General features: G+C 64.8%; 22 protein-coding genes and 2 pseudogenes. 10 read left to right on the top strand and 14 right to left on the bottom strand.

Annotated elements, in window-relative coordinates; genetic code table 11:
• The first annotated feature begins 16 nt into the window (after positions 1-16).
• Positions 17-1,864 carry an arylsulfatase gene (locus IVB27_RS07300; RefSeq protein ID WP_247442480.1) on the top strand — a complete coding sequence of 616 codons (1,848 nt, stop codon included), beginning with the start codon at positions 17-19 and terminating at the stop codon, positions 1,862-1,864.
• Positions 1,865-2,199: 335 nt separating this feature from the next.
• Positions 2,200-2,325: pseudogene (locus IVB27_RS07295) on the top strand (efflux transporter periplasmic adaptor subunit); the annotation flags it as partial.
• Here the strand turns inward: IVB27_RS07295 and IVB27_RS07290 are convergent.
• Positions 2,322-2,734, bottom strand: a pseudogene (locus tag IVB27_RS07290) (cytochrome P450); the annotation flags it as partial. The pseudogenes IVB27_RS07295 and IVB27_RS07290 overlap by 4 nt on opposite strands.
• A gap of 158 nt (positions 2,735-2,892) precedes the next feature.
• Between IVB27_RS07290 and IVB27_RS07285 the strand changes: the two are divergent.
• The gene (locus tag IVB27_RS07285) at positions 2,893-3,825 is read left to right on the top strand and encodes a LysM peptidoglycan-binding domain-containing protein (RefSeq protein WP_247442472.1); all 933 of its coding nucleotides are present in this window, start codon (positions 2,893-2,895) and stop codon (positions 3,823-3,825) included.
• Between the two features lie 201 nt (positions 3,826-4,026).
• Here the strand turns inward: IVB27_RS07285 and IVB27_RS07280 are convergent, their stop codons facing one another.
• Complete coding sequence (locus tag IVB27_RS07280) at positions 4,027-5,100, bottom strand: tartrate dehydrogenase (protein WP_247442470.1); 1,074 nt, start codon at positions 5,098-5,100, stop codon at positions 4,027-4,029.
• 20 nt (positions 5,101-5,120) lie between these two features.
• Complete coding sequence (locus IVB27_RS07275; RefSeq protein WP_247442468.1) at positions 5,121-6,419, bottom strand: MFS transporter; 1,299 nt, start codon at positions 6,417-6,419, stop codon at positions 5,121-5,123.
• A gap of 156 nt (positions 6,420-6,575) precedes the next feature.
• Here IVB27_RS07275 and IVB27_RS07270 point away from each other — a divergent pair, with 156 nt between their 5' ends.
• On the top strand, positions 6,576-7,493 hold the full coding sequence (locus tag IVB27_RS07270) for a LysR substrate-binding domain-containing protein (protein WP_247442467.1): 918 nt from the start codon (positions 6,576-6,578) through the stop codon (positions 7,491-7,493).
• 36 nt (positions 7,494-7,529) lie between these two features.
• Entirely contained in the window at positions 7,530-8,354 is an 825-nt protein-coding gene (locus tag IVB27_RS07265) for an aspartate dehydrogenase (protein ID WP_247442465.1), read from the top strand.
• 3 nt (positions 8,355-8,357) lie between these two features.
• Here IVB27_RS07265 and IVB27_RS07260 read toward each other — a convergent pair whose 3' ends face one another.
• From IVB27_RS07260 to IVB27_RS07225, 8 genes are all read right to left on the bottom strand, one after another.
• Positions 8,358-9,662: a PQQ-dependent sugar dehydrogenase gene (locus IVB27_RS07260; RefSeq protein ID WP_247442463.1), complete on the bottom strand. Its 1,305-nt coding sequence runs from the start codon at positions 9,660-9,662 to the stop codon at positions 8,358-8,360.
• 142 nt (positions 9,663-9,804) lie between these two features.
• Complete coding sequence (locus IVB27_RS07255; RefSeq protein ID WP_247442453.1) at positions 9,805-10,014, bottom strand: hypothetical protein; 210 nt, start codon at positions 10,012-10,014, stop codon at positions 9,805-9,807.
• A gap of 232 nt (positions 10,015-10,246) precedes the next feature.
• Positions 10,247-10,873: a methyltransferase family protein gene (locus IVB27_RS07250; RefSeq protein WP_247347659.1), complete on the bottom strand. Its 627-nt coding sequence runs from the start codon at positions 10,871-10,873 to the stop codon at positions 10,247-10,249.
• Between the two features lie 29 nt (positions 10,874-10,902).
• A complete protein-coding gene (locus IVB27_RS07245; protein WP_247442451.1) occupies positions 10,903-11,934 on the bottom strand; it encodes an NAD-dependent epimerase/dehydratase family protein in 1,032 nt (343 codons plus the stop codon).
• 29 nt (positions 11,935-11,963) lie between these two features.
• On the bottom strand, positions 11,964-12,500 hold the full coding sequence (locus IVB27_RS07240; RefSeq protein WP_247347655.1) for an Mpo1 family 2-hydroxy fatty acid dioxygenase: 537 nt from the start codon (positions 12,498-12,500) through the stop codon (positions 11,964-11,966).
• A gap of 155 nt (positions 12,501-12,655) precedes the next feature.
• Positions 12,656-13,327, bottom strand: coding sequence for an OmpA family protein (locus IVB27_RS07235; RefSeq protein WP_247442447.1), 672 nt, complete (start codon positions 13,325-13,327; stop codon positions 12,656-12,658).
• Positions 13,327-13,743 (bottom strand): hypothetical protein, encoded by a 417-nt coding sequence (locus tag IVB27_RS07230; RefSeq protein ID WP_247347651.1) that lies wholly within the window; start codon positions 13,741-13,743, stop codon positions 13,327-13,329. Before IVB27_RS07230 ends, IVB27_RS07235 begins: the two co-directional genes overlap by 1 nt.
• Before the next feature lie 89 nt (positions 13,744-13,832).
• Entirely contained in the window at positions 13,833-16,430 is a 2,598-nt protein-coding gene (locus tag IVB27_RS07225) for an ATP-dependent helicase (RefSeq protein WP_247442446.1), read from the bottom strand.
• A 242-nt stretch (positions 16,431-16,672) separates the two neighbouring features.
• On the opposite strand from IVB27_RS07225, the gene IVB27_RS07220 reads away from it, so the two are divergent.
• The gene (locus IVB27_RS07220) at positions 16,673-16,846 is read left to right on the top strand and encodes a DUF1328 domain-containing protein (protein WP_007613448.1); all 174 of its coding nucleotides are present in this window, start codon (positions 16,673-16,675) and stop codon (positions 16,844-16,846) included.
• 62 nt (positions 16,847-16,908) lie between these two features.
• Here the strand turns inward: IVB27_RS07220 and IVB27_RS07215 are convergent, their stop codons facing one another.
• Positions 16,909-17,403, bottom strand: a complete 495-nt coding sequence (locus IVB27_RS07215) for a thioesterase family protein (RefSeq protein WP_247442444.1) — start codon at positions 17,401-17,403, stop codon at positions 16,909-16,911.
• Between the two features lie 87 nt (positions 17,404-17,490).
• On the opposite strand from IVB27_RS07215, the gene IVB27_RS07210 reads away from it, so the two are divergent.
• The 3 genes from IVB27_RS07210 (at position 17,491) to IVB27_RS07200 (ending at position 20,842) form a co-directional block, all read left to right on the top strand.
• Positions 17,491-18,915 carry an FAD-binding oxidoreductase gene (locus IVB27_RS07210; protein WP_247442442.1) on the top strand — a complete coding sequence of 475 codons (1,425 nt, stop codon included), beginning with the start codon at positions 17,491-17,493 and terminating at the stop codon, positions 18,913-18,915.
• A 102-nt stretch (positions 18,916-19,017) separates the two neighbouring features.
• Positions 19,018-20,355 carry a Spy/CpxP family protein refolding chaperone gene (locus IVB27_RS07205; protein WP_247442435.1) on the top strand — a complete coding sequence of 446 codons (1,338 nt, stop codon included), beginning with the start codon at positions 19,018-19,020 and terminating at the stop codon, positions 20,353-20,355.
• Between the two features lie 124 nt (positions 20,356-20,479).
• Complete coding sequence (locus IVB27_RS07200) at positions 20,480-20,842, top strand: hypothetical protein (RefSeq protein WP_247442427.1); 363 nt, start codon at positions 20,480-20,482, stop codon at positions 20,840-20,842.
• A 161-nt stretch (positions 20,843-21,003) separates the two neighbouring features.
• Here the strand turns inward: IVB27_RS07200 and IVB27_RS07195 are convergent, their stop codons facing one another.
• Both IVB27_RS07195 and IVB27_RS07190 read right to left on the bottom strand, forming a co-directional pair.
• A complete protein-coding gene (locus IVB27_RS07195) occupies positions 21,004-22,671 on the bottom strand; it encodes a SulP family inorganic anion transporter (RefSeq protein WP_247442425.1) in 1,668 nt (555 codons plus the stop codon).
• Between the two features lie 295 nt (positions 22,672-22,966).
• On the bottom strand, positions 22,967-24,448 hold the full coding sequence (locus tag IVB27_RS07190; protein ID WP_247442423.1) for a caspase family protein: 1,482 nt from the start codon (positions 24,446-24,448) through the stop codon (positions 22,967-22,969).
• 431 nt (positions 24,449-24,879) lie between these two features.
• Between IVB27_RS07190 and IVB27_RS07185 the strand changes: the two genes are divergently transcribed.
• Positions 24,880-25,911, top strand: a complete 1,032-nt coding sequence (locus IVB27_RS07185) for a TRAP transporter substrate-binding protein (protein ID WP_247347633.1) — start codon at positions 24,880-24,882, stop codon at positions 25,909-25,911.
• Positions 25,912-25,933: the final 22 nt, after the last annotated feature.

The following is a 25,933-nucleotide window of genomic DNA, read 5'->3' as shown; positions in this document are numbered from 1 at the left end:
CCAGCGGAGAGTTGAAATGTCCAGCGAAGATAAGAATAAAAACCATAGCGAAGGCGTCACGGACGATACCAGCAGCTGTGCCGTCAATCGTCGCAATATCCTGCTGGGAACATCCACCCTGGTGGCAGCGGCGGCGCTGACTTCCAGTGCCTTGGCGCAAGCCCAGAAAGCCGCGCCGGCCGCGACCGCTCCGGCACCGGCGCCTGCTGCGCCGGCGTCCGGCCGCAAACCCAATATTCTGGTGATCTGGGGCGACGATGTCGGTGTCGCGAACATCAGCGCCTATTCGAATGGCCTGATGGGCTACGAGACGCCGAGCATCGATCGTATCGGCCGTGAGGGGATCAAGTTTCTCCATTACTATGGCGAGCAGTCATGCACGGCGGGTCGCGCCGCCTTTCTGACCGGCCAGCATGGCATCCGCAGCGGACTGACCAAGGTCGGCTTTCCCGGTGCCCCGATGGGCATGAGCCAGTTCGATCCCTCGATCGGCGGGCTCTTGAAGAACCTCGGCTATGTAACCGGGCAGTTCGGCAAGAACCACGTCGGCGATCGCAACGAGTCGCTGCCGACCGTGAACGGCTTCGACGAGTTTTTCGGCAATCTCTACCATCTCAACGCCGAGGAAGAGCCGGAACTGCCGGACTATCCGAAGGAACCGTCCTACCTCGCCAAGTTTGGCCCGCGGGGCGTTCTAAAATGCAAGGCGACCGACCGCGACGATCCCACCGTCGATCCGCGCTTCGGCAAGATCGGCAAGCAGACCATCGAAGATACCGGAGCGCTCACCAAGAAGCGCATGGAAACGATCGACGACGAAACCTCGGCCGCGGCGATCGATTTCATCAATCGGCAGAAATCGGCAGGCAAGCCGTTTTTCTGCTGGTTCAATGCAACGCGCATGCATCTTCGCACGCATGTGCGCACCGATCATCGAGGCCGCTACACCCACGGCGACAGCGAGTACATCGACGGCATGCTGGAGCACGACGACACCGTGGGTAGCTTGCTCAAGGCGCTGGACGACATGGGGCTCGCGAACGACACCATCGTCGTCTATTCGAGCGACAACGGCCCCCACATGAACTCGTGGCCGGACGGTGCCATGACCTGGTTCCGTTCGGAGAAGAACACCAATTGGGAGGGTGCCTTCCGGGTGCCATGTCTGGTCCGCTGGCCCGGCGTGATCAAGCCCGCCACGGTTACCAACGAGTTGATGAGCCACAACGACTGGATTCCCACGTTTTGCGCGGCCGCGGGCGAGCCCGATATCGTCAACAAACTCAAGGCCGGTTACACCGCCAACGGCGTCAATTACAAAGTGCATCTCGACGGGTTCGACCAGACGGCTTTCCTGCGCGGTGTCAGCGGTACCGCCGGAAACAACAACGGGACCAAGAGCGCGCGCGACAAGTTCTTCTATGCGGACGACGACGGCCTGCTGGTGGCGCTGCGCAAGGGCGACTACAAGTACGTCTACGCCGAACAGCGATCTCCCGGCACGATGCAGGTGTGGGCGGAACCGTTCACCAAACTGCGCCTGCAGAAGATTTTCAATCTGTTGCAGGATCCATTCGAACGCGCCGATATCACGTCCAACACCTTCTGGGACTGGCAGTTGAACCACGTCGGGCAGGTCTATGGTGCCATGGACGACGTCGGGGCCTTTGTAATGACGTTCAAGGAGTTTCCGCCACGTTCGTTCCCGCCGAGTTTCGTGCCGGCAACGATCCTCGAGAAGCAACTCGACGACATCAAGGACAACAGGGCGAAGGCCGGTCAACGGGCGCAGAGCATCGACAAGATCCGCTCGGGCGTGAATCAGATGATCGAGCAGCAGCTTCAGCAGCGCGGGATCAAGTAAGCGACGCTGCATCGAATCCGGCTCGCCCACGGGCGGGCCGGATGACTTCGTTTTGCGCGGCCTCGAACTCGACAGGGCGATTCGATGTTGCATTTCTCCGTGTTGGCGTCCGGCAAGCCCTCGTTCGTGGCGTGGCTGGTCGTCGTCGCGGCCCCTCTCGCGCTCGCCCAGTCTGATCCGCTGCCGTCCTGGAACGACGGCGCGGTCAAAAAGGTCCATTACCGATTTCGTCACGCGCGTCATGACGCAAGGCGGCGGCGACTTGTCCCGTCGAGCAGCGCATCGCGACTTTCGACAATGACGGCACGCTCTGGACCGCTCGACGAAGCGACTGCGCGGCACTGCCGGCCGGCAGCACCGGCGATGCGGCGATTTATACCGAACACGTTAAGCTGGCGCATATCATCCGCAAGGTGCTGCTGCGCCAGATTGCGATCACCAATTACGTCAATCCGTTCTAGGCGGCCGTCACCCGCACGGGCATACTCTCAAGCCCACGCAGGGAATTATTAAGTCTGCGCCTCGGCTCTGCCGTGAGCTCGATGGTCTTCACGCGCCTTGCGAGCTCGCTGAAGATCAATTCGCCCTCCAGACGTGCGATCATCTGGCCGACGCAGGCGTGGATGCCGGCGCCGAAACCGACATGCCCGGTCGCGAGCCGTTCGACGTCGAAGCGGTCTGGTCTGTCCCAGCGCGCGGGGTCGCGATTGACGGAGGCCATCAACAGCAGCACCTTGCGGTGTGCAGGGATCATGCCGCCGCCGATTTCGACATCACGCGAGGTGGTGCGAAAGAATGTCTGCACCGGCGAACATAACGCAGCCCTTCCTCGAACGCGTTGCGGGCCAACTCCGGCTTGTGGTGCAGCTTGCTTCTGCCGCTTTAAGCTCGCGGACGGCCCCCGGCAAAAGCGAGGCGCGTGGTCGAGTTTCCGCAGGAGCCGGTTCCGTGCCCCAAAATCCACCCAATCGGTGGTCACTAAGCCCCCGGGGGAGGTTGCTGCCTCCCGTGGTGGGACTGCTGGACTGATGATGGATTTGAGGCGACCAGTCGTACTGGCAGCGGTTGCGCTGCTCGCCCTAAGCCCCGGCATGGCCGTTGCCTCACCCGCCAAATCGAAGCCCATTCCGGCCGCACCCGCCGCGCCACCGCCCCCACCGTTCGAGCCATTGGCGCCGCCGAAAATCTACCTCTTTCGTGGCGCCATGGGGCCGTTCTTCTCCACCGGCATGGACCGGCTCGAAGAGAAGCTGACGCAGGCCGGCTTTTCGGCCAACGTCTATGAATTCACCATCTGCCGATGGATCGGTGACCGCGCTATCTCCAGCTACAAGGAGGCACCGGCTCCGATCGTGCTGATCGGGCATTCGATGGGGGGGCTGTGCTCGATCGTCATCTCCGAGATGGCGGCCAAGGAGAACATCCCGATCAGCCTCGTCATCACCATCGATCCCGCGCATGCGACCGGCGACGTGCCGCTCAATGTCGAGCGCTTCATCAACATCTTTCTCTCCGACAGCGTGCTCGGCGGAGGCAACGTGGTGGCCGTGCCGGGCTATCGCGGTCATTATGCGAGCTACGACCTGAAGGAGAATTCGCGGGTCTCGCACATCAACATCGAGAAGTCCGACGACATCCATCGTCAGATCATCGAGATGGTCACGCAGTTGCCGCGGATCCCGCCCCAGACTCAAATCGATGCCGTGCCGCTGCGTTATCTCGTGCCTGCGAATACGCTGGTCGAATTGTGGGATAGCGGCGTGCGTCTACCGGTGCGCCGGGGCGACACCATGGAGAGCATCGCCGCAGCTAATCGCGTGCCGCTGTGGTCGCTCGCGCAGAGCAATTCGCTGGCGGAGAACGCACAGCTCACCCCCGGCCAGTCCATCATCGTCCCGCGCCATCTGGCGCCGCCCGCGCCGGCTGCGGCGATGGCAACTCCGCCTGCTGGGCGGAGGTAGAAGCCTGGTCTCATCGCGACCACGGCGGCGGTGCGCTCCCTCTCCCGTGCGGGAGCGGCGTGGGGAGAGGGTGCCTCCGCGATCGAGAACCCCGAGAGGAGAGGGCCCTCACCCGCCGCGCTTCGCGCGTCGACCTCCCCCGCAAGCGGGAGAAGTGCAGCGAATCTGCCGCAAGACTAACCTCAATTAGAGGCTGCGATCTTAAGCGTTCGATCCGTGGATCGCGTCGATCACGGCGTCGGTCACTTCCCGTGTCGTCGCCTTGCCGCCGACATCGGGCGTCAGGACGCCGGCCGCGCAGACGCGTTCGACGGCCGCCATCAATCGAATTGCAGCGTCCTTCTCGCCGAGATGCTCCAGCATCTGCGCGCCGGTCCAGAACGTCGCGACCGGGTTGGCGATGCCCTTGCCGGTGATGTCGAAGGCCGAACCGTGGATCGGCTCGAACATCGAGGGGAAGCGGCGCTCCGGATCGATGTTGCCGGTCGGCGCCACCCCGAGGCTGCCGGCCAGCGCGCCGGCGAGGTCGGAGAGGATGTCGGCGTGCAGGTTGGTCGCCACGATGGTGTCGAGGCTCTTGGGATGCAGCGTCATGCGCACGGTCATGGCGTCGACCAGCATCTTGTCCCAGGTGACATCAGGGAATTCGGCCGCGACCTCGGCGGCGATCTCGTCCCACATCACCATGCCGTGCCGCTGAGCGTTCGACTTGGTCACGACCGTCAGGAATTTGCGCGGCCGCGACTGCGCGAGCTTGAACGCGTAGCGCATGATCCGCGTCACGCCGACTCGGGTGAACACCGCGACCTCGGTGCCGACCTCCTCGGGGAGACCCCTGTGGGCGCGGCCGCCCATGCCGGCATACTCGCCCTCCGAATTCTCGCGCACGATCACCCAGTCGAGATCGCCGACGCCGACATTGCGCAGCGGCGAGGCGACGCCCGGCAAGATCTTGGTCGGCCGCACATTGGCGTATTGGTCAAAGCCCTGGCAGATCGGCAGCCGCAGGCCCCACAGCGTGATGTGATCGGGCACGTCGGGCGCGCCGACCGCGCCGAAATAGATCGCGTCGAATTTCTTGAGCTCGGCAAGGCCGTCAGCCGGCATCATCAGGCCGTGCTTCTTGTAATAGTCCGAGCCCCAGTCGAAGGTTTTGATGTTGAAGGCGAGATCGCCGCTGCGTTTGGCCAGCGCCTCCAGCACGCGAACGCCGGCGGAGATGACTTCGGGGCCGATGCCGTCGGCGGGGATCGCTGCAATCGAATGGGTGCGCATGGGGTGCTCCGTTTCAGATATCAATGGGATTGTGTGACGAGTTCGACCGGCGCGGTCTTCACGCGCGACAATAGCAGGGTCAGGACCGCGGAGAGAACGAGCAGGCCGGCGACGAAGTAGAGCCCGCCGACGAAGCTGCCGGTTTGCTCCTTGATCCACCCGATCATGGCGGGACCGACGAAGCCGCCGAGATTGCCGATCGAATTGATCGTGGCGATGCCGGCTGCGGCCGCAGGGCCCGACAGGAACAGCGTCGGCATGCTCCAGAGCGGCGGTTTTGCCGAGGAGATGCCGATATTGACGAGTGTCAGCGCGACCAGCACGGTCACGACGCCGGTCGCAAGTCCGGCAAAGGCAAGCCCCGCGGCCGCGAGCAGGCAGGCCAGCACGACGTGCCAGGTGCGTTCGCCCGTGCGGTCCGAATGCCGCGCCCACAGCACCATGGCGACGACGGCGGCGCTCGCCGGCAGCGCATTGAGGAACCCGACCTGGAGCGTGGACAGGCCGAACTGCTTGATGATCTGCGGCGCCCAGACGCCGAGCGTGTAGAGGCCGGCCGAAGTGCCGAAATAGATCAGCGCCAGCGCCAGCACGCGCGGATCGGCGAGCCCGCGCCAGATGCTATGCTTCGAGGTCGCAGCCTTGCGGGTGCTCTCTACGTTCATGGTCTCGACCAGCCAGCGCCGCTCGTCATCCGCGAGCCATTTGGCTTTCTCCGGGCGGTCGGTGAGGAATGCCAGCACGACGAAGCCGAGCAGCACGGCCGGAAACGCTTCCAGCACGAACAGCCATTGCCAGCCCTTGAAGCCGAGCATTCCGTCCATCTCCAGGAGCGCGCCGGAGACTGGCGAGCCCAGCACGGTCGAGAGCGGCGCCGCCGCCATGAACAGCGCGGTCACCGCGGCACGCTGGCGCGCTGGGAACCAGTAGGAGAGATAGAGGATGATGCCGGGAAAGAACCCGGCCTCGGCGACGCCGAGCAGGAAGCGAAGCACATAGAAGCTGGTCGGGCCCTGCACGAAGGCCATCGCGGCCGAGACGATGCCCCAGGTGATCATCACCCGCGCGATCCAGATCCGCGCACCGACCTTGTGCAGGATGATGTTGGAGGGCACCTCGAACAGGAAGTAGCCCCAGAAGAAGATGCCGGCGCCAAAACCGTAGACGGTCGGCGACAGGCCGATGTCCTTGTTCATCGTCAGCGAAGCGAAGCCGATATTGACGCGGTCGATGAAGGCCACGAAGTAGAGCAGCATGATGAACGGAACGATGCGCCATGTGATCTTGCGCAGCACGCGCGTCTGAATCTCGCTCGCCATCCCAGCCTCCCTGTCCCGTTTTTCTCGTTATCGGCAGACCCGGTGGTCCATGCCGACAAGGAGCCTAGGCGGAGGAAGGCCCGGGACTCAATTGGCGCTGGTTTATACAAAAAAATGATATAATCGTCTCGGGGGAGCGGGACGAGAGGATAGGGAATGGAATTGCATCAGCTTCGATGCTTCGTGGCGGCGGCCGAGCAGTTGCATTTCGGCCGCGCGGCGCAGCATCTCCAGATGCTGCCTTCCGCGCTCGGCCGCCAGATCAGGCTGCTTGAGGAGGATCTGGGCACGCGGCTGTTCGCGCGGACGACGCGTGCGGTGTCGCTGACGGAAGATGGCGCGACTCTGCTGCGCGATGCCCGTGCCATCCTCGCCCGCGTCGAGGCGGTCGAGAGCAATCTGCGCAATCGCTCGCGCGCGGGGGCTGCTCGAAAACTCCGGGTCGGTGCCATCGACAGTGCCGCAGCAGGACTTTTGCCGACGTTACTCCGCGATTTTCGCGCAAAGCATCCGGAGGTCGCGGTGCAGCTTCTCGAGGACAAGACGGTGCGGCTGCTGCCAAAGATTTTGACGGGCGCGCTCGATCTCGCCTTCGTGCGTCCGCCCCATCAGCGGGACAAGCGGCTCGAATTCCGCGATCTCCTGCAGGAGACAGCCATTGTGGCGTTCCCGCAGCGCCACGCGCTCGCCGAACGCAAGGCGATCACGCTGTCCCAGATCGCCGACGAGGCGATGCTGGTGCCGGACCGCCGCTCGCGGCCGCACAGCCACGACCTCACGATAAAACTGTTCGAGCAGGCCGGATTGACGCCACGCATCGTGCAGGTCGCCGACGAGAAGCAGACCATCATCAATCTCGTCGCAACGAAGCTCGGGGTTGCGATCGTGCCGCGCTGGACCACGCGGATGGCGGTATCAGGCGTGCGCTTCGTGCCGCTGCGGCCCAAGCAGATCGGCCCCGTCGGCCGGTTGCCGCTCGCTGCCGCATGGCTGCGCGGCTCGCGCGACCCGGCCCGCGACGCGATGCTGTCGGTGCTCGAGACGCGCCTGCGCAGCTATGCGCGCGGCGCCTGAGCGGGTATGACATCGGCTGGCGAGAGGGTGGATGCGATGACTGAACGGCGAGCTTCGGACGAATTGCGGGTTGCCATCGCAGGGCTCGGCTCGATCGGCACCAAGATCGCAACCGCGCTCGATCAGGGCATCGAGGGCCTGACTCTCTCTGCCGTGGCGGTGCGCGATCCCGCAAAGCATCAGACATTCCTCTCCGGCCTGCGTCATTCGCCGCAAATCATGCCGATCGATCAGCTCGGGGACGCCGCCGACATCGTTGTCGAATGCGCGCCGAGCAGCCAGTTGCGCGCGATCGTCGAGCCCGCGGTGAAGCGCGGCAAGGCCGCGGTCGTCGTCAGCGTCGGTGGGCTGCTCGATAATTTTGATCTCGTCGACCTCGCCCGCGCCAATGGCGGCCGCATCCTCGTGCCGACCGGCGCACTGATCGGCCTCGACGCCGTCAACGCTGCCGCCATCGGCACCATTCATTCGGTGAAGATGGTGACGCGCAAGCCGATCGACGGGCTGAAGGGCGCACCGTTCATAGTCGAGAACAATATCGATATCGACAATCTGCGCGAGCCGCTCAAGCTGTTCGAAGGCTCCGCGCGCGAGGCTGCAAAGGGTTTTCCGGCCAATCTCAACGTCGCGGTCGCGCTGTCGCTCGCGGGTGTCGGGCCGGATCGCACCTCAGTGCAGATCTGGGCCGACCCGACCGTGACACGCAACGTTCACCGCCTCGAGGTCGAGGCGGATTCGGCGCGCTTCTCGATGTCGATCGAGAACATCCCGTCCGAGAATCCCAAGACCGGCCTGATCACGGCGCTGTCCGTGATCGCGCTGCTCCGCAAGCAGCGCGCCACGCTCAGCGTTGGAACGTAACCGTTAAGCGCCCGTCACGCGCCAGATCACGTTGCCGACATCGTCGGCCATCAGCAGCGACTTCTTATCGGGGCCAATCACGACGCCAACCGGGCGGCCGTAGGATTCCTTCTCGTCCGGGGCCAGGAAGCCCGACAGGATGTCGCGACCGGGACCGGAGGGCTTTCCGTTCTCGAACGGGATGAACACCAGTTTGTAGCCGGACAGCTTGCTGCGATTCCACGAGCCGTGCTGGCCGATCGCCATGCCGTCCGGGAAGCCGGGCAGTGTACCCGCCGGCATCCAGCACAGGCCGAGCGAAGCGGTGTGTCCGCCGAGCGCATAGTCCGGCGTGAGCGCGTTGGCGACCAGCGTCGGATCCTGCGGCACGCGATCGTCCACCGTCTTGCCCCAGTAGCAATAGGGCCAGCCGTAGAAGCCGCCGTCGCGCACCGAGGTCAGATAGTCCGGCGGCGTCTCGTCGCCGAGGCCGTCGCGCTCGTTGACGACGGTCCAGAGCACATTCGTGGTTGGCTCCCACGCCAATCCGACCGGATTGCGCAGTCCGGCGCCGAAGATGCGGTGCGTCCCGGCGACGAGATCGAGCTCGTAGACAGCGGCGCGCCCTTGCTCGACCTCCATGCCCATCTCGGCGATGTTGCTGAGCGAGCCGACGCCGGCATAAAGCTTCTTGCCGTCGGGGCTTGCCAGCAGGCTGCGCGTCCAGTGGCCGTTCGGCTTGAATGTGGTGAGGCGCTTGCCCGGCGCGATGATGCGGTCGGCGTTCGCCACGTACGGGAAGGCCATCACGCCATCGGTGTTGCCGACATAGAAGGTGTCGCCGACCAGCGCCATGCCGAACGGCTGGCTGAGATTCTCCATGAAGGCTCCGCGGACTTCGGCGACGCCGTCACCGTCCTTGTCGCGGAGCAGCGTGATGCGGTTGGCGCTGACGCCGAGCGCGGCGGCGCGCCGCATCGTCGCCTGCATCGCGTAATGAAACACCGACCTCGGCGCGCCCGCGATCTGCGTCGCTTCCGCAATCAGCACGTCGCCATTGGGCAGCACTTCGATCCAGCGCGGATGGTCGAGGCCGGTCGCGAACGCATTGACCTTGAGCCCGGGAGCGACCGTCGGCTTCTGTCCCTCGCTCCAGCCGCGCGCCGTCGGCATCTTCAATGTCGGGATGGCGCCTTGCGGCTTTGCTTGGGGAATGGCGGGCGACTGGCCCCAGGCCGGCGCGGGCACGGTGCCCGACAGCTTCCGCCATTGCAGCGCGATGCCACCGAGGAGCGCAACGAACTGCGCAAAGATGCTGGAAAAAGTCATGAGAAGCCCCTGTTTGCGCGCGCATCCAACTGGCTGACGGGGCAGACGTCAACCTGTGTGGCACGCCGTTGGGCTCTATTCCCGTGGAATGGCAGCCGTTCGAATTTGCATGGGACGACCGCCGACGGGCTGTGCCCGGAGATCAGCGGCCGATCTGCCGCTCCAGCCCGCGCGCAGCGCGAAAATCATCCAGATGATGGATGTTCGGCGCGAGCGCAGCCTCTTTGGACAGGAGCTGATAGACTCGCGCCACCGTGCGCTGCTTCTGCTTCGACTGCCCGGGCGGCAGTGCCCGCGCCTTGCGGACGGCAGCGATCGCGTGCTCGCGAAAATAATCGTCGGCGTCGGACATGCTCGATGCTCTGCGGTCAGTGCAGGTGTCGAGGGCTAACGGACGAGTGGAGAGGCGGTTCCTTAGCGCGTCGGGCTGTGCGCTCGTGCCCCGGACGCAACGCAGCGCGCCTTCCGCGGTGCGCTGCTGAGCCAGGGCCCATCTTACGACAGTGCATGCCTCGCCATCTGGGTCCCGGCTCTGCGTCGCAACGCAAGAGCATTGCAACGCGTCCGGGACACGAGACTGAATTTCACCGCGGCGCCAGGAACGGGATGATCATCGGCACACGGCGGCAATAGGCGCCGTAGGCGTCTTCGCCGAGCTCCTTGGACAGGAACACCTCTTCCATCCGGCCCTTCTGCCACATGCCGAGCGAGATCAGGATCGCGCCGAGCATCGCAGTCACCGTGCCGACCGCGATGCCGGTCACCAGCATGCCGAGGATCAGGCCGGTGTAGATCGGATGGCGCACGATGCCGTACGGGCCGGTGTCGATGACGCGGTGGTCTTGCTTGTGAGTGATGGTGTTGGACCAGAATTGTCCGAGATGCAGCCGTCCCCACCAGGTGAAGGAGATGCCGGCCAGCACGATCAGGGCCGTGATATAGACAGCGGTATTGCTGAACACCCAGAGCGGCTTCTCACCGAGCACTTCTGCGGTCCACGGTGTGAACAGGATGCCGCCGACCAGGATCGGGATGCGATAGCGCCCGGACTCCAGCGTCATCACCTGCTTCTGGGTGCGGCCTTGCCAGAACGAGGCGCCGACCCAGCTTGCGAGCCAGGCGAGCCAGATCAGGGCGAGCAGTTGCGTCGGCCAGGTCGTGGTCCAACCACCCCAGGCGACAGAGAGAAGCTTGCTGAAATCGAAGGACATGCGGAAAGGTTCTTTGGGTTGGCGGCAGCTCAGCTGGCGCGCGAGGAGAGCGCGTGATGCTCGATGGCGCTGGAGGCAAGCGCGCCGCCGCGGGCGAGAAGATGGGTGATGGTTTCGCGCAGGACCGGCTCGACCGGGCGCGGCGAGTAGCCGAGCTCGGTGCGCGCCTTGTCGATCGAGAGGTCGCTCGCGGCGAGCGCGATGCGCACGCCCTCGGCGGTGCCGTTGGGCGGCCGGCGCGTGACGTGATCGGATAAATATTCGAGCATGATCGCAGAGAGCTCGGCAATCTTGCCGGGAACGACGACCGGGAACTGCCGGCGGCCCCTCATCGTGGACATCATTCGCAGGATCTGGCCGAGCGGAACGCAATCGCCGCCGAGGATGTAGCGCTGGCCGATGCGGCCGCGTTCCATGGTCAGCACGAGGCCCATGGCCACGTCGCGGACGTCGACGAGATTGACCAGGAAGTTGAGGTGCGGTTGCACCTTCTTCTGGAGGAAGTACCACAGCATCGCGGTCGGCGGCGTCAGATTGTGGTCGGCAGCACCGATCGGCATGGTCGGCGTGCCGATCACCAGCGGAAAACCTTCAGCGGCCGCCTTCGCGGCGCAATGCTCGGCCAGCGATTTCGACCGCGTGTAGGCGCCCGGCATGGCATCAGCTGGCTGCAGCGCTTCTTCGGCGGGAACACCGCCCAGGTCAGAATACGGGAACAGGATCGATTCCGTCGAGCAGTGCAGGAAGCGGGAGACGCCGCGCTTCATCGCCGCCGCGAGCACGATCTCTGTGCCGCGGCAATTGACGTCGTGAAAGGCCTGCTTGTCGGCGACCCACATGCCGGGCAGGCCGGCGAGGTGATAGACCTGATCGACGCCCGCCATCGCGGCATCGACCGCGGCGCCGTCCAGCACCGAGCCATGGGCATATTCAACGTCGGCATTCGCCGTCGCCGGCGCACGCACATCGAGAACACGCACCCGCTGCCCACGGGCGCGGAGCACTTCTACGAGATGATGTCCGATGAAGCCGCTGCCACCGGTAACCAGTACGAGAGCCATGCAGAGGTTTGCTTGTTTCGCGTCTAGAACTATCGGGTTGAAAGGGAATTGGTCGGAAGAGGCGCCAGAATCGCGGCAAGGTCGCGACGGAAGCCCAATGCAATGAATAATTTCGCCATGACAAACATCGGTCCGAGCAAGAAATGGGCGGGGTGGTCAACCATCGACGGCTGCCGCTCCTCAAAAACCTTGTGACCGACGATCTGCGATGCGACGCCAGACCCGATCAGCACCGCAAAAATCGACCACATCATGACGATCGAGACCTGATTGCCGATCGCGGTTGCGACAGAAAGCAGCACGATCATCGAGGCGAGGATGCCGAGCCCGATCCCGGCGTCCAGCATCAGCCAGTAGACCAGCACGGGCAGGGCAAAAATCACGGCCAGGCTCACCTCGATCCCGAACAGCGGGACGTGCACCAGGGTCAGCGGCAGTACGGCGCCGGTGAAGAGCAGGAGGATGCCGACCACGTGCATCGCGCAATTCCAGGGATCGCGATGATATTCGACGTAGTCGGCCAGTTGGCGTTGAAAATAACTGGCCATCTCGGTCTCGTGCAGCATGGGGTCGGGGAAGGGCGAAAAAAGCCTATAGCACCTGATAGCGCGGTGCACAAACCGGCGTTACTGTCGCGCAAAGCCGGTCTGTCGCGCTGTGAGACAGGTCACAAAAGGGCAAGACCTTCAAAGGGTTCCGTCAGGCGCCGGGGCGCATGCGCTCAGTGCTTCCTGGCCGGCTTTTTCGTTGCAGGCGCAGGCGCGGCAGCCGGGCGCGCAGGCCCGTCCTCCGGCAGTTTGGCAAAGGTCTGGATCTGCAACTGGCCGTTGGCGGCCGAGGTCGGCCTGGCCCGGTCGAGAAACTGCTCCTCGCCGAGGCCGATCGGATGCAGCCGCTTGGTCGAAATCTTGAACGTGTTCACCAGCACGTCGCGGATCGCGTCCGCGCGGCGCTGGCTCAGGATCGCGTTAGCCTCGCGCGTCTTCACGTTGGATTCGACATGGCCGACGATCAGGAAGGTGTAGGGCAGCAGCGAGGCATGGACCAGCGCGTCGGCAATGCGGCCGACGGCCTGGTAGGACGCCGGCTGGATGATCGGCGTGTCGGCGTCGAACTGGATCTGCGCGGTGAAGGTCGGCAAATTGGCCAGATCCGGCGCGATCAGCGGCCGGTTCACCGGACCCGGATCGTTCTTGATCCTGGCCTTGGCCCGCTCCATCACCTGCAGCTTCAGCGCGGGGATATCGATCTCAGCGGGTTGTTCGAAATGGTTGAGCTTGGCGACGATGTCGTCGCGGGTCGGCGGCGCCGTCTGCGCTTCTGCCGCGCCCGCGAGCAGGGCAAGACCGAGCGCGATGCCAATTGCGGCGGTGGAAAGCCTGTTCGCGCGCATCACCGATATCCCGCGTCGTCGACGGCCTTCAGGCAGTTGTTGCTGATGCCCTTGGGCGTCGAGATCAGGCAGGGGATCGCCTTGCTGGTCTCCTTGGTCGAGCCGCCGCAGACCTTGACGATCTCGCGCTGGCAGACGTTCGCCACGGTGACGCGGGCGGCAACGCGCTTCTGGATGGCATCGAAGGCGCCGAGATAGTCGCTCTGGCACTGCTGCGAGAGCACGTCGCGATTGCGGGAAAGGCACTCCTTCAGGCGGGTCGAGTCCGGGTTGACGCCGCGGCAATTGGCAACGATTTCCGCACCGCAACTCTTGGCCAGGAGCCCGAGTGAATCGCCAAAGCTCATGGTCTCCGCCGCCGCAAGCGACGGCATACCCAATGCCAGCAAGATCAGTGTGATGGAGCCCCGGACCATGGCTGCATCTGATACGGGGAAGTTCGCGGTGGTCAAGGGGCGTGAAGGGAAGAAACGGCGGCGTAACGCCGCCGCAACAGGGCAGGGCCTCACGCGCGCTGCACAAAGCTGTCCACGACCTTCTTCTCGCCTGCCTTGTCGAAATGGATGGTGAGCTTGTTGCCGTCGATCTTGGTGACGTGGCCGTAGCCGAATTTCTGGTGGAAGACGCGGTCGGAGAGGGAGAATTCCGAGGTCGTGCCGGTGGATTTGGCGACCAGCTCGCCCTCGATCGTCATCGGGCCGCGGCGGCGCGAGGAGAAGCTGCCGAAATCTGGCGAGGACGATTGGGACGAAAACGACGAGGCCTGTTCCTCGAAGCTGCCGCGGCCGCCATTGCCGCCCCCGCCGCCGCCGCGATTGCGATTGGCTTGGGCGCGCTGCCAGCCCGGGGTCGAATAGGTGGAGCCGAACGCCTCCATGTCGTCGAAGCGGGAGGCGCCGTAGCCGCCGGTGCCGCCCCAGGCCGAGCCGCCCTTGGATTCCGTGATCTCGACATTGGCCGCCGGCAATTCGTCAAGAAAGCGCGAGGGGATGGTGGTCGTCCAGGTGCCATGAATCTGGCGGTTGGTCGCGAAATAGATTTTTGCGCGCCGCCGTGCGCGAGTCAGGCCAACGTGGCCGAGCCGGCGCTCTTCCTCGAGGCCGGCGCGACCCTGCTCGTCCAGCGTGCGCTGGCTCGGGAACAGGCCTTCCTCCCAGCCGGGCAGGAACACGTTGTCGAATTCGAGACCCTTGGCCGAATGCAGAGTCATGAGTGACACTGCATCCTCTTCCGCAGCGCTGTCGCGGTCCATCACCAGCGAGATGTGCTCCAAAAACCCTTGCAGGTTCTCGAACTCCTCCATCGACCGCACCAACTCCTTGAGGTTCTCGAGCCGGCCGGCGGCATCCGCGGAGCGATCCTTCTGCCACATTTCGGTATAGCCGCTCTCGTCCAGCACGATCTCGGCTAGTTCGGTATGCTTGGTAACCTCGCGCTGGGCGCGCCAGCGATCGAACTGGGCGATGACGTCGCGCAAGCTGCCGCGCGCCTTCGGCTTCAGCTCGTCGGTCTCGACCACGGCGCGCGCCGCCTCGAACAGCGGGATGCGGCGCTTGCGGGCGTGGTCGTGCAGCATCTGCACGGTAGCGTCGCCAAGCCCGCGCTTGGGCACGTTGACGATGCGCTCGAAGGCGAGGTCGTCGGCGGGCGAATTGATCACGCGCAAATACGCGAGCGCATCGCGGATCTCGGCGCGCTCGTAGAAGCGCGCGCCGCCGATGACGCGATAGGGCAGGCCGAGCGTGATGAAGCGCTCCTCGAATTCACGCATCTGGTAGGACGCGCGCATGAGAATTGCGATCTCGTTGAGCTTCTCGCCCTGGCGCTGGATCTGCTCGATGTCTTCGCCGATGCCGCGGGCTTCCTCTTTCGAATCCCAGGAGCCGGTGATCGTGACTTTTTCGCCGTCCTGGTCCTCGGTGCGCAGCGTCTTGCCGAGTCGGCCCTCGTTGTGCGCGATCAGGTGCGAGGCGGCGGCGAGGATGTGGCCGGTCGAGCGGTAGTTGCGCTCGAGGCGGATGACCTTGGCGCCGGGAAAATCATGGTCGAAGCGCAGGATGTTGTCGACCTCCGCGCCGCGCCAGCCATAGATCGACTGGTCGTCGTCGCCGACGCAGCAGATGTTTTTGACGGGAGGCGGAGTCGTCATTCCGGGCGCCAAAGGCGCAGACCCGGTATCTCGATTGTCGGACTCATCTCTGGATTCCCCGACGTGCAATTGCACGTCGGAGTTCGGCTCTACGAGCCGCTCCGGAATGACAGCGGGTGTGGTTGGCTTGGACGGCGCCTGCGACAACAACCGCAGCCACAGATACTGCGCGACGTTGGTGTCCTGATATTCATCGACCAGGATGAATTTGAAGCGCTGCTGGTACTGCCGCAGGATATCGGGGTGCTCGCGGAAGATGCGGATGTCCTCGAGCAGCAGATCGCCGAAATCGGCGGCGTTCAGGATCTTCAGCCGCTCCTGGTAGCTCGCATAGAGCTTGCCGCCCTTACCGTTGGCGAAGACGGCGGCTTCGCCTGACGGCACCTGCGACGGTGTCAGGCCGCGGTTCTTCCAGCCGTCGATCAGACCGGCCAGCATGCGCGCCGGCCAGCGCTTGTCGTCGATATTGTCGGCTTGCAGGAGCTGCTTGAGCAGCCGGACCTGATCGTCGACGTCGAGCACGGTGAAGTTCGACTTGAGCTGCGCCAGCTCGGCATGGGTGCGCAGGATGCGCCCGCCGATGGAGTGGAAGGTGCCGAGCCACGGCATGCCTTCGACGGCATGGCCGAGCATCTGGCCGAGCCGGTGCTTCATCTCGCGGGCGGCCTTGTTGGTGAAGGTCACCGACAGGATCTCGGCGGGGCGCGCGCGGCCCTGGCTCAGGATATGGGCGATGCGCGTGGTCAGCACGCGGGTCTTGCCGGTGCCGGCGCCGGCCAGCACCAGAACCGGGCCGTCCAGCGTCTCCACCGCCTCGCGCTGCTCCGGATTGAGCCCGGACAGATATTTCGGGCCCACCGAGGCGCGCGCGCGCGCGGCAATGCCGCCGGCTGCGGGCTGGTGGTCGGGGACACTCTGGGACGGGATCTTGCTCGGCTCGGTCATGCGAATCATTTGGCCCCACGTTGGCACCGCGGGGTGGTGAAAGGGGAGCCTTCTTAACAGGGATCGATCCCTATATGGGGCGGCGGGGAAGGGTTTTCCACGTGCGTGGAAAGCCAATTTGTTCCTGTCGGTCAGGCGAATTTCCGGCTTCAGCGGCCCGGAACCATTGTTCCGAGTTGGCGATTGGTCCTGCAAGTGAGGCGCGTCAGCCGCGCCGATCGCAGACAGACATCGAAACAGAGGTTCGGATCATGCTTAGCTGGGTTGTGACGTTTCTGGTTATCGCCCTGATCGCCGGTATTCTGGGCTTTGGCGGCCTCGCCGGCGCGTCGATCGAAATCGCCAAGATCATCTTCTTCATCGCAGTCGTGCTGTTCCTGGTCTCGGCCGTTGTTGGATTGGCTCGCGGCCGCACCAGGGTCTAGCGCGGTCTGATCTGGTGCATGATCTTGCCGGAAAACCGCTTCGCACTTTTCCGGATCATGCACTACCGCTTCGAGGGCATCGCCACGCTTCGGCCGATGCCCTCGGGCCGCGGCACGGTACTGTGGGCCTTGACCACCGCCGCAATGCGCTCGCGGATGTCTGGTGGAAAGGCCGCCACCTTTCGTGAGCCCATGTCGATGTGCAGCGACATGTTTTCGGAGATCGCCGACAACCAGCCTTCGGTCGCGTGTCGCAACTCCTGGAACGTGTGCAGTCGCTTGTCGTCGGCTTCCAGCAGCCAGACCGACACCTGCACGGGATCGCCGAGGTGGATTTCGCGCAAGTAGCGCACATGGCATTCGGCGGTGAAGGTCGAGCCGCCGCGTTCTTTCATGTAGCCCGGCCCGATCCCGAGCGTCAGCCACATCTGGTCGACCGCGCGGTCGAACATCACGTTGTAATAGGCCATGTTGAGGTGGCCGTTGTAGTCGATCCATTGCGGCTCGATCTGCATGATCGAGGCGCGGAATGGCACTGTGGCGGCAGTCTCCGGCATGTTTCCTTCCCCAGCTATGCGCCCGGCCGCTTGACTTGGCCGGTGAGATGTCCTTTGCCACGGTTCGTCTCGTCGGGAGGAACGTCCGTGGGTACGACCATCACCAATAATCCGCCGCGGCCGGCGCCGAAAGCCCTTGCAAGTGCGCTGGAGCAGCTTGCCGCACGGTTCGGCAACCGCCTCATCACCTCGCAGGCCGTCCGCGAGCAGCACGGCCATACCACCACATGGATTGTGAACCAGCCGCCGGACGGCGTGGTGATGGCGCAGGAGACTGCCGACATTCAGGATGTGGTGCGGATCTGCGCGAAAAACGGCGTGCCCGTCATCGCCTTCGGCACCGGCACCTCGCTCGAGGGCCAGGTCAACGCACCCGCCGGCGGCATCTCCATCGACCTGCGCGACATGAACAAGGTGCTGGCGGTCCATGCCGAGGATCTCGACTGCGTGATCCAGCCCGGCGTCACCCGCAAGGCGCTCAACGAGCATCTGCGCGACCAGGGCTTGTTCTTCCCGATCGATCCCGGCGCGGATGCATCGCTCGGCGGGATGGCCTCGACGCGCGCCTCCGGCACCAACGCGGTGCGTTACGGCACCATGCGCGACAGCGTGCTGGCGCTGAAGGTGGTGCGCGGCGACGGTGAGATCATCACGACCGGCACGCGCGCGAAGAAATCATCCGCCGGCTACGACCTGACGCATCTGTTCGTCGGCGCCGAGGGCACGCTCGGCATCATCTCGGAACTGACCATCCGTCTGCGCGGCATCCCTGACACGATCGCGGCCGGCGCGGTGTCGTTCGAGACCGTGCACGGGGCGTGCCAGGCCGTGATCCTGGCGATCCAGACCGGGATTCCCGTGGCGCGGATCGAGTTGCTCAACGCCGCGCAGGTGCGGGCCTGCAACGCCTATTCGAAGCTGACGCTGCCGGAGACGCCGCTGCTGCTGATGGAATTCCATGGCAGCGAGATCGAGGTCGCCGAGCAGTCCAAGGCCTTCGCCGAGATCGCCGGGGAGTACGGCGGCGGCGATTTCTCCTGGACCACCAAGCCGGAGGATCGCACAAAACTGTGGCAGGCGCGGCACGACGCCTATTGGTCCGTCAAGGCGCTGCGGCCCGGCGACAGCATCGGCGTGGTCGCGACCGACGTCTGCGTGCCGATCTCGCGCCTGGCCGATTGCGTCAACGAGACCGAGGAAGATCTCAAGCGCCTCAACCTGTTGTCGCCGATCGTCGGCCATGTCGGTGATGGCAATTTCCACTGCTCGCTGGTCTGCGACACCAACGATTCCGATGAGATGGCGCGCGGCGAGGAGTTCATGCATCGCCTGGTCGAGCGCGCGCAGGCGATGGACGGCACCTGCACCGGCGAGCACGGCATCGGCCAGGGCAAGCAGAAATATCTTAATGCGGAACTCGGCCCCGAGGCGATCGACGCGATGCGGGCGCTGAAAAAGGCGCTCGATCCACAGAACATCTTCAATCCCGGCAAGATTGTGCCGGAGGTCTAGCGCGCCTGCCGCGTCGCGGTCGCGGAACTTTCCGCAGCCGCGCCGGTTCCAATTCCCGTAGACTTCCGATGCCTCAATGGCGCGGCTCTGCGAGAGGATGCGATGTTGCGACCGGTCATTGGAATTGCCGTGATGGCGCTGGCCTGCATGCTGGCGGGCACGGCTCTGGGCAAGGGCGGTGGTGGCCATGGCGGTGGGCACGGAGGTGGTCACGGAGGTGGTCATGGCGGCGGTCATGGAGGTGGTCATCATGGAGGTGGTCATCATGGTGGTGGCCATTTCGGTGGTCACGGTTTCGGGCACGCGCATGGTGGCGGCGGGCATCGCGGGATGCGGTTCGCAACCGGAGCCCGACATGGTGGCCCGAACTTCGGTCAGATGCGGAATGCGGCCGTGCGTCCCGCGAATTTCCGCAATGCGCTCAACGCGCACTCCAGCGCCTTCCGCAACGGCCGTCTGATCAGCAATCCGGCGGCGCGGGCCCAGATCGCAGCCGCTGCCGCACTCGCCGGCTGGCATGGCGCAAGCAGCGGATGGTGGCAACATGCAGGGGGCGGCTATGGCTGGGTCGGACCGCTGTTCTGGCCGTTCGCCTATAACGACCTCTACGACTACACGATCTGGGGGGACGGTCTCGGCTTCTGGGGCTACGGCTATCCGGACGTCTATGCCGGCATCTTCGGGCCCTATGGCTATGACGGTCTCTCGGCCTATCTGCCGCAACGTCCGCAGGGACGACGGCAAGCGCGAGGCGTTGCGCTCGATCCGCTTTGCGGCAGCGACCGCCGCGAAATCGTCGGTCTGCCGATCGACCAGATCGCAGCTGCGGTGCAGCCGACCGATGCGCAAGGGGCAAGCCTCGACGATCTCGGCAATGCCTCGATCCAGGCGGCGGAGATGATCCGCGCGTCCTGTCCGGCGCAGGTCGCGGCGACCGCGCCCCGTCGGCTGACGGCGATGCAGCAGCGCATCGAGGCGATGGAGAAAGCCGTCGATCTCGTTCAGCCCGCACTGGATAAATTCTATGGCTCGCTCAGCGACGAGCAGAAGGCGCGCTTCAATGCGCTGGCCGACGATCAGCGTCGCGCGACAGCTTCCAACACTACCAGTGGATCGCTGGTCCAGAATTGCGGAGCGTCTGCGGCACTCGATTGGCCCGGCGCCGACATCGAGGCGAGGCTTCATCCCGACGGCACCCAGCGCGCTGCGCTGCAGGTGCTCCAGGATACCAGCGCCAAGGTCAGCGCATCGCTCAAGGCGGCTTGCCAGCCCAACGACGTGATGACGCCGCCGGCGCGAATGGCCGCGATCCGCAAGCGGCTTGACCTGATGCTGGATGGCATCAAATCGGTGCGCGCTGCGCTCGAAGATTTCTATGCCACGTTGAACGACGAGCAGAAGGCGCAGTTCGAGGCGATCGGGCCGCGTCGGACGTCCTGAACGTGTCGCGAGCCGCGGAGTGTGGCGGAAAAAACCGCCTCGCCGATCTCACCACGGTTCTCTATGCTGGGCGCGGTTCGAAGCGCGACGATGCGGCGGCTGGAAGACCACGGGTGGCGGGGCGATGAAGTGGTTCGCGCGCAAGACGCGACAGGACATCTGGGACGAAGCGATCGAACGGCCGCTCGGCGACATCGAGGCCGCCGAGCGCATCCGTACGATCTGTGACGCCGCTGCGGCGAGTGCGGCAGGCTCTGCGCGCAACGACAAGCACGAGAGCGAGCGCTACGAGCGGGCGGCGAAAGTCGCAATGGAAATCGCGATGAAGATCTCGGATGGATTGATGCGCGACGACGCAGTCCGTCGCATCGTCGATCTCTGCATGAAGGCGAACGACCTCAAGACCGCGCAGATATTGTTTCGCGCGATCCATGCCAGCTGGATCCGCGAAACAATACAGCGCGATCACCCGACGCTGGTGCAGTGATGGCAGCTTTCGCGATCTCCACTGCATCCAGACCCTCATGGTGAGGAGCGCGTCTTGGCGCGTCTCGAACCATGAAGGCCCGGATCTCGCCCGTGGCCATCCTTCGAGACGCCCGCTTTTCGCGGGCTCCTCAGGATGAGGATCGGAGGGCGTAAGCAGGATTATTCCGCCAGCTTGCGCACGGCCTCGTCCACGCTGTGGAAGACGTGGTCCCGCGGCAGCGCCTCGAACAGCCTGAACCGCTCGAACGCGTCCTGCGCGCGCACCGATTCCAGCCGGGCCAGCGCCACCGTGACGCCCTGTTCGCTGCACGCCCTGAACACGTCGAGCAGGATCTGCGCGGCGGTGAAGTCGATCTCGACCATGCCGCTCGCCTCCAGCACCAGCAACTGCGGCGGCGTCGCGCCGAGCACCTTGGTCACGTCGCTGCGAAAGCCGGGCGCGTTGAGAAAGGACAGCGGCGCCTGCAGCCCGATCACGGCGACGCCGGCGATGCGTTCGCCGGTGATGTGCGGATGCGCCGGCCACCAGATCGTGGTGCCCGGCACGCGCTCGAACTCGACCAGCCGCGCGCGGGTCGTGCTCCAGATGCCGTGCAGCAGCGACAGCACGATGCCGAGGAACGCGCCCTGCTGGATCGGCAGCAGGATGATCAGCGCGGCGGTGGCGACGATCAGCAGGAATTCGCTCGGGGTTTGGCGATAGATCGTGACGATCTGCTTCACGCGGATGATGCGCAGCGCGACGAACAGCAAGATGCCGCCGAGCGCGGCGTCCGGAACGTGCTGCAGCAACCCCGTTCCGAATGCGAGCAGCGCCAGCACGATTGTCCCGGCGGCAAGCCCCGCAAGCTGTGATTGTCCGCCGGTCTCGGCGACAATGCCCGTTCGCGGCGGGCTGGCATTGACCGGAAACGCGCCGAACAGTCCCGACAGCACGCTGCCGGCGCCCGCGCCGAGGAAATCGCGATCGACATCGGCGGGCTTGTCCGGATCGGACGGAAACGACCGCGTCGTCGCCGCGGTCTGCACCATCACCACGACCGTGATCACGAAGGCCAGCGGCACGAGGCGCACCCATTGCTCCGGTGCAAGGTCGGGGAAGGTCGGCCGCGGCAGCGTGCCGGGCACGAGGCCCACGACGTTAACGCCTTTGCTCTCGAGGCCGAGGGCGATTGTGGCCAAGGTCGCGGCGACGAGCCCGATCAGCGCGCCCGGAATTTTTGCGCTGACTTTCTCGGCGGCGAAGACCACGGCCAGCACACCGAAGCCGATGCATAGCGTGAAGGGATTGCTGCGGCCGAGCTCGCTTGCGAGCACGCCGATGCGATCGAGCGTCGGTCCACTCGGCGATTCCAGACCCAGCACGCCCGGCAATTGCGACACGATGATGTGGACCGAGATGCCGGCGAGGAAGCCGACCATGACCGGCACCGATAGCAGATTGGCGATGCCGCCGAGGCGGAAGGCGCCGCCGGCGAGCATCATCGCGCCGACCATCAGCGCCAGTGCGATTGCGAGGCCCTGATAGTCCGGCGAGCCGGCGGCGGCCAGCGCCGCAAGCCCGCCGGCGAAGATCGGCGTGATCGTGGAATCCGCGCCGCAGGACAGGAAGCGGTTGCCGCCGAGCATCGCAAAGCCCAGCGATCCCGCCATGAAGGCGAAGAAGCCGATCTGCGGCGCGAAGCCGCCGAGCCGCGCCGTGGCCATCTGCTCGGGGATCGCGATGGCCGCCAGCGTCAGCCCCGCCATGAGATCGCCAGGCAGCGAATAGGACGCGAGCGACCGGAATAGCGGCCAAGACCTCTTCGCGTGAGTGTCGTGCGGCATTGATGTGGAATCCCCAAGGCCTGCGTCGGACGATCAGACTACAGCAATTCCGGCTCGGAGGACGGCAGATGGCGAATATCCGCAACTCTCGCGTGTCCCGGACGCGCTGCAGCGCGTAACATTGCTGCGCAGTGCCGGGACCCAGGATGCTGCACAGTTCGCTGCTGGATGGGCCCCGGCTCTGCAGCGCACCGCCGAAGAGCGCTGCGCTGCGTCCGGGGCACGAGAGCCGCATCAACAGAAATGTCCGCAAACCATGGGCTCGCGAACATCTCTCTCGACGTGGGCGGAAGCCTCAGTACCGGCCGCGGTCATTGTGATAATCGCCGCCGCGGCCGCCGCCCATTCCCATGCCGATTCCGACACCGATGCCGATGCCTTGCATGACGGCGCCGGGAGGCGGACCGGGGGGCGGCGCGCGTTCGTAGATCACTTCATCAGGCGGCGGCCGCCGCTGCCTGGGCGGCGTGTCGACGACCTTGCGCTTCGGTGGGGTGCCGTCGACGCGCTTCTTGATCACAGGCGCGATTGTCGGATTGACGGGTGTTGCCGGTATCGAGGGCGTGGAGCACGGGCAGGTCGGCGCCATCGCGATTGCGACCGGGACAGGAGCGGCCGCGACCACAGCAGGCAAGACGTAGTTGCGGTTCTGCACGCGGAGCAGCAGCCTGCGTGCGGTCGCAGCCAGATCGCTGTTGTCCCAGTTCGCCAGATAGGCCTCGAACGAGGCGCGGGTGTTGATCGCGGTGGCGCGCTCCCAGGCCAGCATCTGGCGCCGGCGCTCCAGCACCGTGCGCAGGCGCGGCGTACGGGTGTCCTGAGCGAACAACTCGATATAGGCCTGATACGCCGGCACGGTGTCGTCGGTGATCACGATCTCATAGGCGACCATGGCCGGCTTGCCCTGCAAATCCTTGCGCCAGTCCTCGAGGCTGCGCGTGCCGCTCGCAAGTGCCATGGAGGATGCGCCGGGAAGCGCAGTCTGATCGCCGCTGCTGTCGCCGCCGAAGAACTTGAAGTCGGTCGTCAGCGACGAGCTTTCCCAGGGGATCTGCCGTCCGTCGGTCGATTGCGCCACGGCGACGCGGATGCGCTTGAAGACTTCCTCGATCGGCAGATTGGGCTGCTTGGCGACGGTCAGCGCTGCCGTGGTGTAAGGGCTGTCGATGCCGCTGCCGTCCTCGGCTTCCGCGCCGGGTGAGGTCGAATAGGAGATGAAGGAGCCGGGCGCGCCGGCCTTGGTGTCGACCATCGCAAGCCCGTGGCCGGCGCCGCTGAGCGCCGGGAACGGATTGTTGCGGCAGGCATCGAGCATGAAGATGCGCGCCCGCGTCGGCAGCGCGCCGAGCGTGTTGAGCAAATCGTTGAGCCGCACGCCTTGAAGCGGAATGTCGGCCTCGCGCTTGGGGTCGAGATCGACCGGCACCAGATAGTTCTCGCCGTCGATCTGGAGACCGTGGCCGGCATAGAACACCAGCGCGACCGTGTCGGCGCCGCTGGCGCTGACCTTGCCGGCGAAATCCGAGATCGCCGCGCGCATGTCGTTCTGCCCGAGATTGGCCGCCGTGGTGACGGTGAAGCCGGCATTGCCGAGCAGCTCCGTCATGCCCTTGGCGTCGTTGGCGGCGTTGGGCAGTTCCGGCACGGTGCGATAGGCCGATTGACCGATCACGAGCGCGAGCCGCGCTTCGGCCGCGGCCTCTGTCGGCGTCGTCAATTGCGCGAGCGCAAGAAGACTGGAGGCAAGGAATAAATTGCGAAGGACTGGATGGGGCAAGGTGTCTCCTCCGTCGGCAATGCGCGCGAGGATGTCACCTTTTCTAGGTCGCCGCCACGCGCCTGTCTGTGCACTGGATCACGTTGCGAGCTGCGGCAAAAAGGGGCAGCAGGTCTGCCAGAGCCGGTGCAGCATCGTTCTGGCGCTATCCATGTGAATAGCGCATTGATCCATGCGCCAATTGGATTGATCTCGGGTGCTGCGCGAAAGCATGCTTTCGTGCCTCGGGCCCCATGCCGATCTGATCGGGAATCCCGCACAAAACATCGTCGTTTCGCCGCGCGCTGATGCCGTTGCTTTTTGCCGCACGCCGCCTTGCGACGGCCGGCCGCAAGCCTTGCCTGCGCCATCGCTTTGGCCATACAGTCCGCGCAACGGGTTGCGGCAACGACCGCGGCGCGAAAAAATAATAATTGGGGAGAGACCGCATTATGTCCATCGTACCCGTGAACCGTCGCGCGTTCATCAAGTCGTCGACGGGACTTGCCGCCGGCCTCGTGTTCTCCCCCGCACTGATTGGCCGCGCCGAAGCCGCGACGTTGAAGCTGAAATGCTCCTCCTCGCTGCCGAACGATCCCAAATTCGCCAACGGCCGCGTCTATTACGACAATCTCGTGAAGAACCTGAAGACGAACGGCCTCGGTGAGCAGGTCGAGGTCGCTTTCTTTCCCGACAACCAGTTGGGGCAGGAAATCGACGTCATCAACTCGGTGAAGCTCGGCGTCATCGACCTCATGGTGTCGGGCTCGTCGATCTCGGCCAATCTGGTGCCGCTGGTCGGCACCTATGACCTCGGCTTTCTGTTCTCGAGTTTCCCGCAGCAGACCAAGGCGTTCGACGCTGGCGCCGCCAAGCCGATCGAGGACGCGCTGCTCAAGGGCAGCAACGTCCGCATCATCGCCTGGGCCTATAATTTCGGCTCACGCAGCGTCCTTGCGAAGAAGCCGGTGAAGACGCCGGAAGATCTCGCCGGGCTCAAGATCCGCACCCTGCCAAATCCCGTTATCACGGAATGCCTGCGCCTGATGGGCGCCGCCGCGACGCCGCTGGCGTTCGGCGAAATCTACACGGCATTGCAGGCCGGCGTACTGGACGGGCTGGAGCACGATCCGCCGACCATCCTGGCGAGCAAGTTCTTCGAAACTGCGAAATTCTATGCGCTGACGCAGCACAATTTCTCGCCGCTCGCGATCTATTTCAGCGACGTGACCTACAATCGCATGGATCCGAAGCTGCGCGAGGGCTTTCTCGACGCCGCGAAGAAGGCCGCATCCGACACGCGTACCCATGGGCTCGCGGTCGAGAAGGAGGCGCTGTCGGCCTTGACCGAGAAGGGCGTGACAGTGGCCGAATGCGACCGCGAGGCTTTCAAAAAGCGCGTGGCGCCGCAGATCGAGAACTTCATCAAGGCGCGGCCGGAATCCAAACCCGTCATCGACATCATCCGCGCCACGCAAGCTTGAAATGGCCAAATCTGAGCTGGCG

The sequence above is a fragment of the Bradyrhizobium sp. 197 genome (genome assembly GCF_023073375.1).
Taxonomy (GTDB): domain Bacteria; phylum Pseudomonadota; class Alphaproteobacteria; order Rhizobiales; family Xanthobacteraceae; genus Bradyrhizobium.
The sequence above is the reverse complement of the archived record's forward strand: the minus strand, read 5'-3'. Positions and strand labels throughout refer to the sequence as shown.

What these genes read in the sequence shown, in the direction of transcription:
- IVB27_RS07300 (WP_247442480.1), top strand. Translation starts at nt 17, where the DNA reads ATGTCCAGCGAAGATAAGAATAAAAACCATAGCGAAGGCGTCACGGAC.
- IVB27_RS07285 (WP_247442472.1), top strand. Translation starts at nt 2,893, where the DNA reads ATGATGGATTTGAGGCGACCAGTCGTACTGGCAGCGGTTGCGCTGCTC.
- IVB27_RS07280 (WP_247442470.1), bottom strand. Translation starts at nt 5,100, where the DNA reads ATGCGCACCCATTCGATTGCAGCGATCCCCGCCGACGGCATCGGCCCC.
- IVB27_RS07275 (WP_247442468.1), bottom strand. Translation starts at nt 6,419, where the DNA reads ATGGCGAGCGAGATTCAGACGCGCGTGCTGCGCAAGATCACATGGCGC.
- IVB27_RS07270 (WP_247442467.1), top strand. Translation starts at nt 6,576, where the DNA reads ATGGAATTGCATCAGCTTCGATGCTTCGTGGCGGCGGCCGAGCAGTTG.
- IVB27_RS07265 (WP_247442465.1), top strand. Translation starts at nt 7,530, where the DNA reads ATGACTGAACGGCGAGCTTCGGACGAATTGCGGGTTGCCATCGCAGGG.
- IVB27_RS07260 (WP_247442463.1), bottom strand. Translation starts at nt 9,662, where the DNA reads ATGACTTTTTCCAGCATCTTTGCGCAGTTCGTTGCGCTCCTCGGTGGC.
- IVB27_RS07255 (WP_247442453.1), bottom strand. Translation starts at nt 10,014, where the DNA reads ATGTCCGACGCCGACGATTATTTTCGCGAGCACGCGATCGCTGCCGTC.
- IVB27_RS07250 (WP_247347659.1), bottom strand. Translation starts at nt 10,873, where the DNA reads ATGTCCTTCGATTTCAGCAAGCTTCTCTCTGTCGCCTGGGGTGGTTGG.
- IVB27_RS07245 (WP_247442451.1), bottom strand. Translation starts at nt 11,934, where the DNA reads ATGGCTCTCGTACTGGTTACCGGTGGCAGCGGCTTCATCGGACATCAT.
- IVB27_RS07240 (WP_247347655.1), bottom strand. Translation starts at nt 12,500, where the DNA reads ATGCTGCACGAGACCGAGATGGCCAGTTATTTTCAACGCCAACTGGCC.
- IVB27_RS07235 (WP_247442447.1), bottom strand. Translation starts at nt 13,327, where the DNA reads ATGCGCGCGAACAGGCTTTCCACCGCCGCAATTGGCATCGCGCTCGGT.
- IVB27_RS07230 (WP_247347651.1), bottom strand. Translation starts at nt 13,743, where the DNA reads ATGGTCCGGGGCTCCATCACACTGATCTTGCTGGCATTGGGTATGCCG.
- IVB27_RS07225 (WP_247442446.1), bottom strand. Translation starts at nt 16,430, where the DNA reads ATGATTCGCATGACCGAGCCGAGCAAGATCCCGTCCCAGAGTGTCCCC.
- IVB27_RS07220 (WP_007613448.1), top strand. Translation starts at nt 16,673, where the DNA reads ATGCTTAGCTGGGTTGTGACGTTTCTGGTTATCGCCCTGATCGCCGGT.
- IVB27_RS07215 (WP_247442444.1), bottom strand. Translation starts at nt 17,403, where the DNA reads ATGCCGGAGACTGCCGCCACAGTGCCATTCCGCGCCTCGATCATGCAG.
- IVB27_RS07205 (WP_247442435.1), top strand. Translation starts at nt 19,018, where the DNA reads ATGTTGCGACCGGTCATTGGAATTGCCGTGATGGCGCTGGCCTGCATG.
- IVB27_RS07200 (WP_247442427.1), top strand. Translation starts at nt 20,480, where the DNA reads ATGAAGTGGTTCGCGCGCAAGACGCGACAGGACATCTGGGACGAAGCG.
- IVB27_RS07195 (WP_247442425.1), bottom strand. Translation starts at nt 22,671, where the DNA reads ATGCCGCACGACACTCACGCGAAGAGGTCTTGGCCGCTATTCCGGTCG.
- IVB27_RS07185 (WP_247347633.1), top strand. Translation starts at nt 24,880, where the DNA reads ATGTCCATCGTACCCGTGAACCGTCGCGCGTTCATCAAGTCGTCGACG.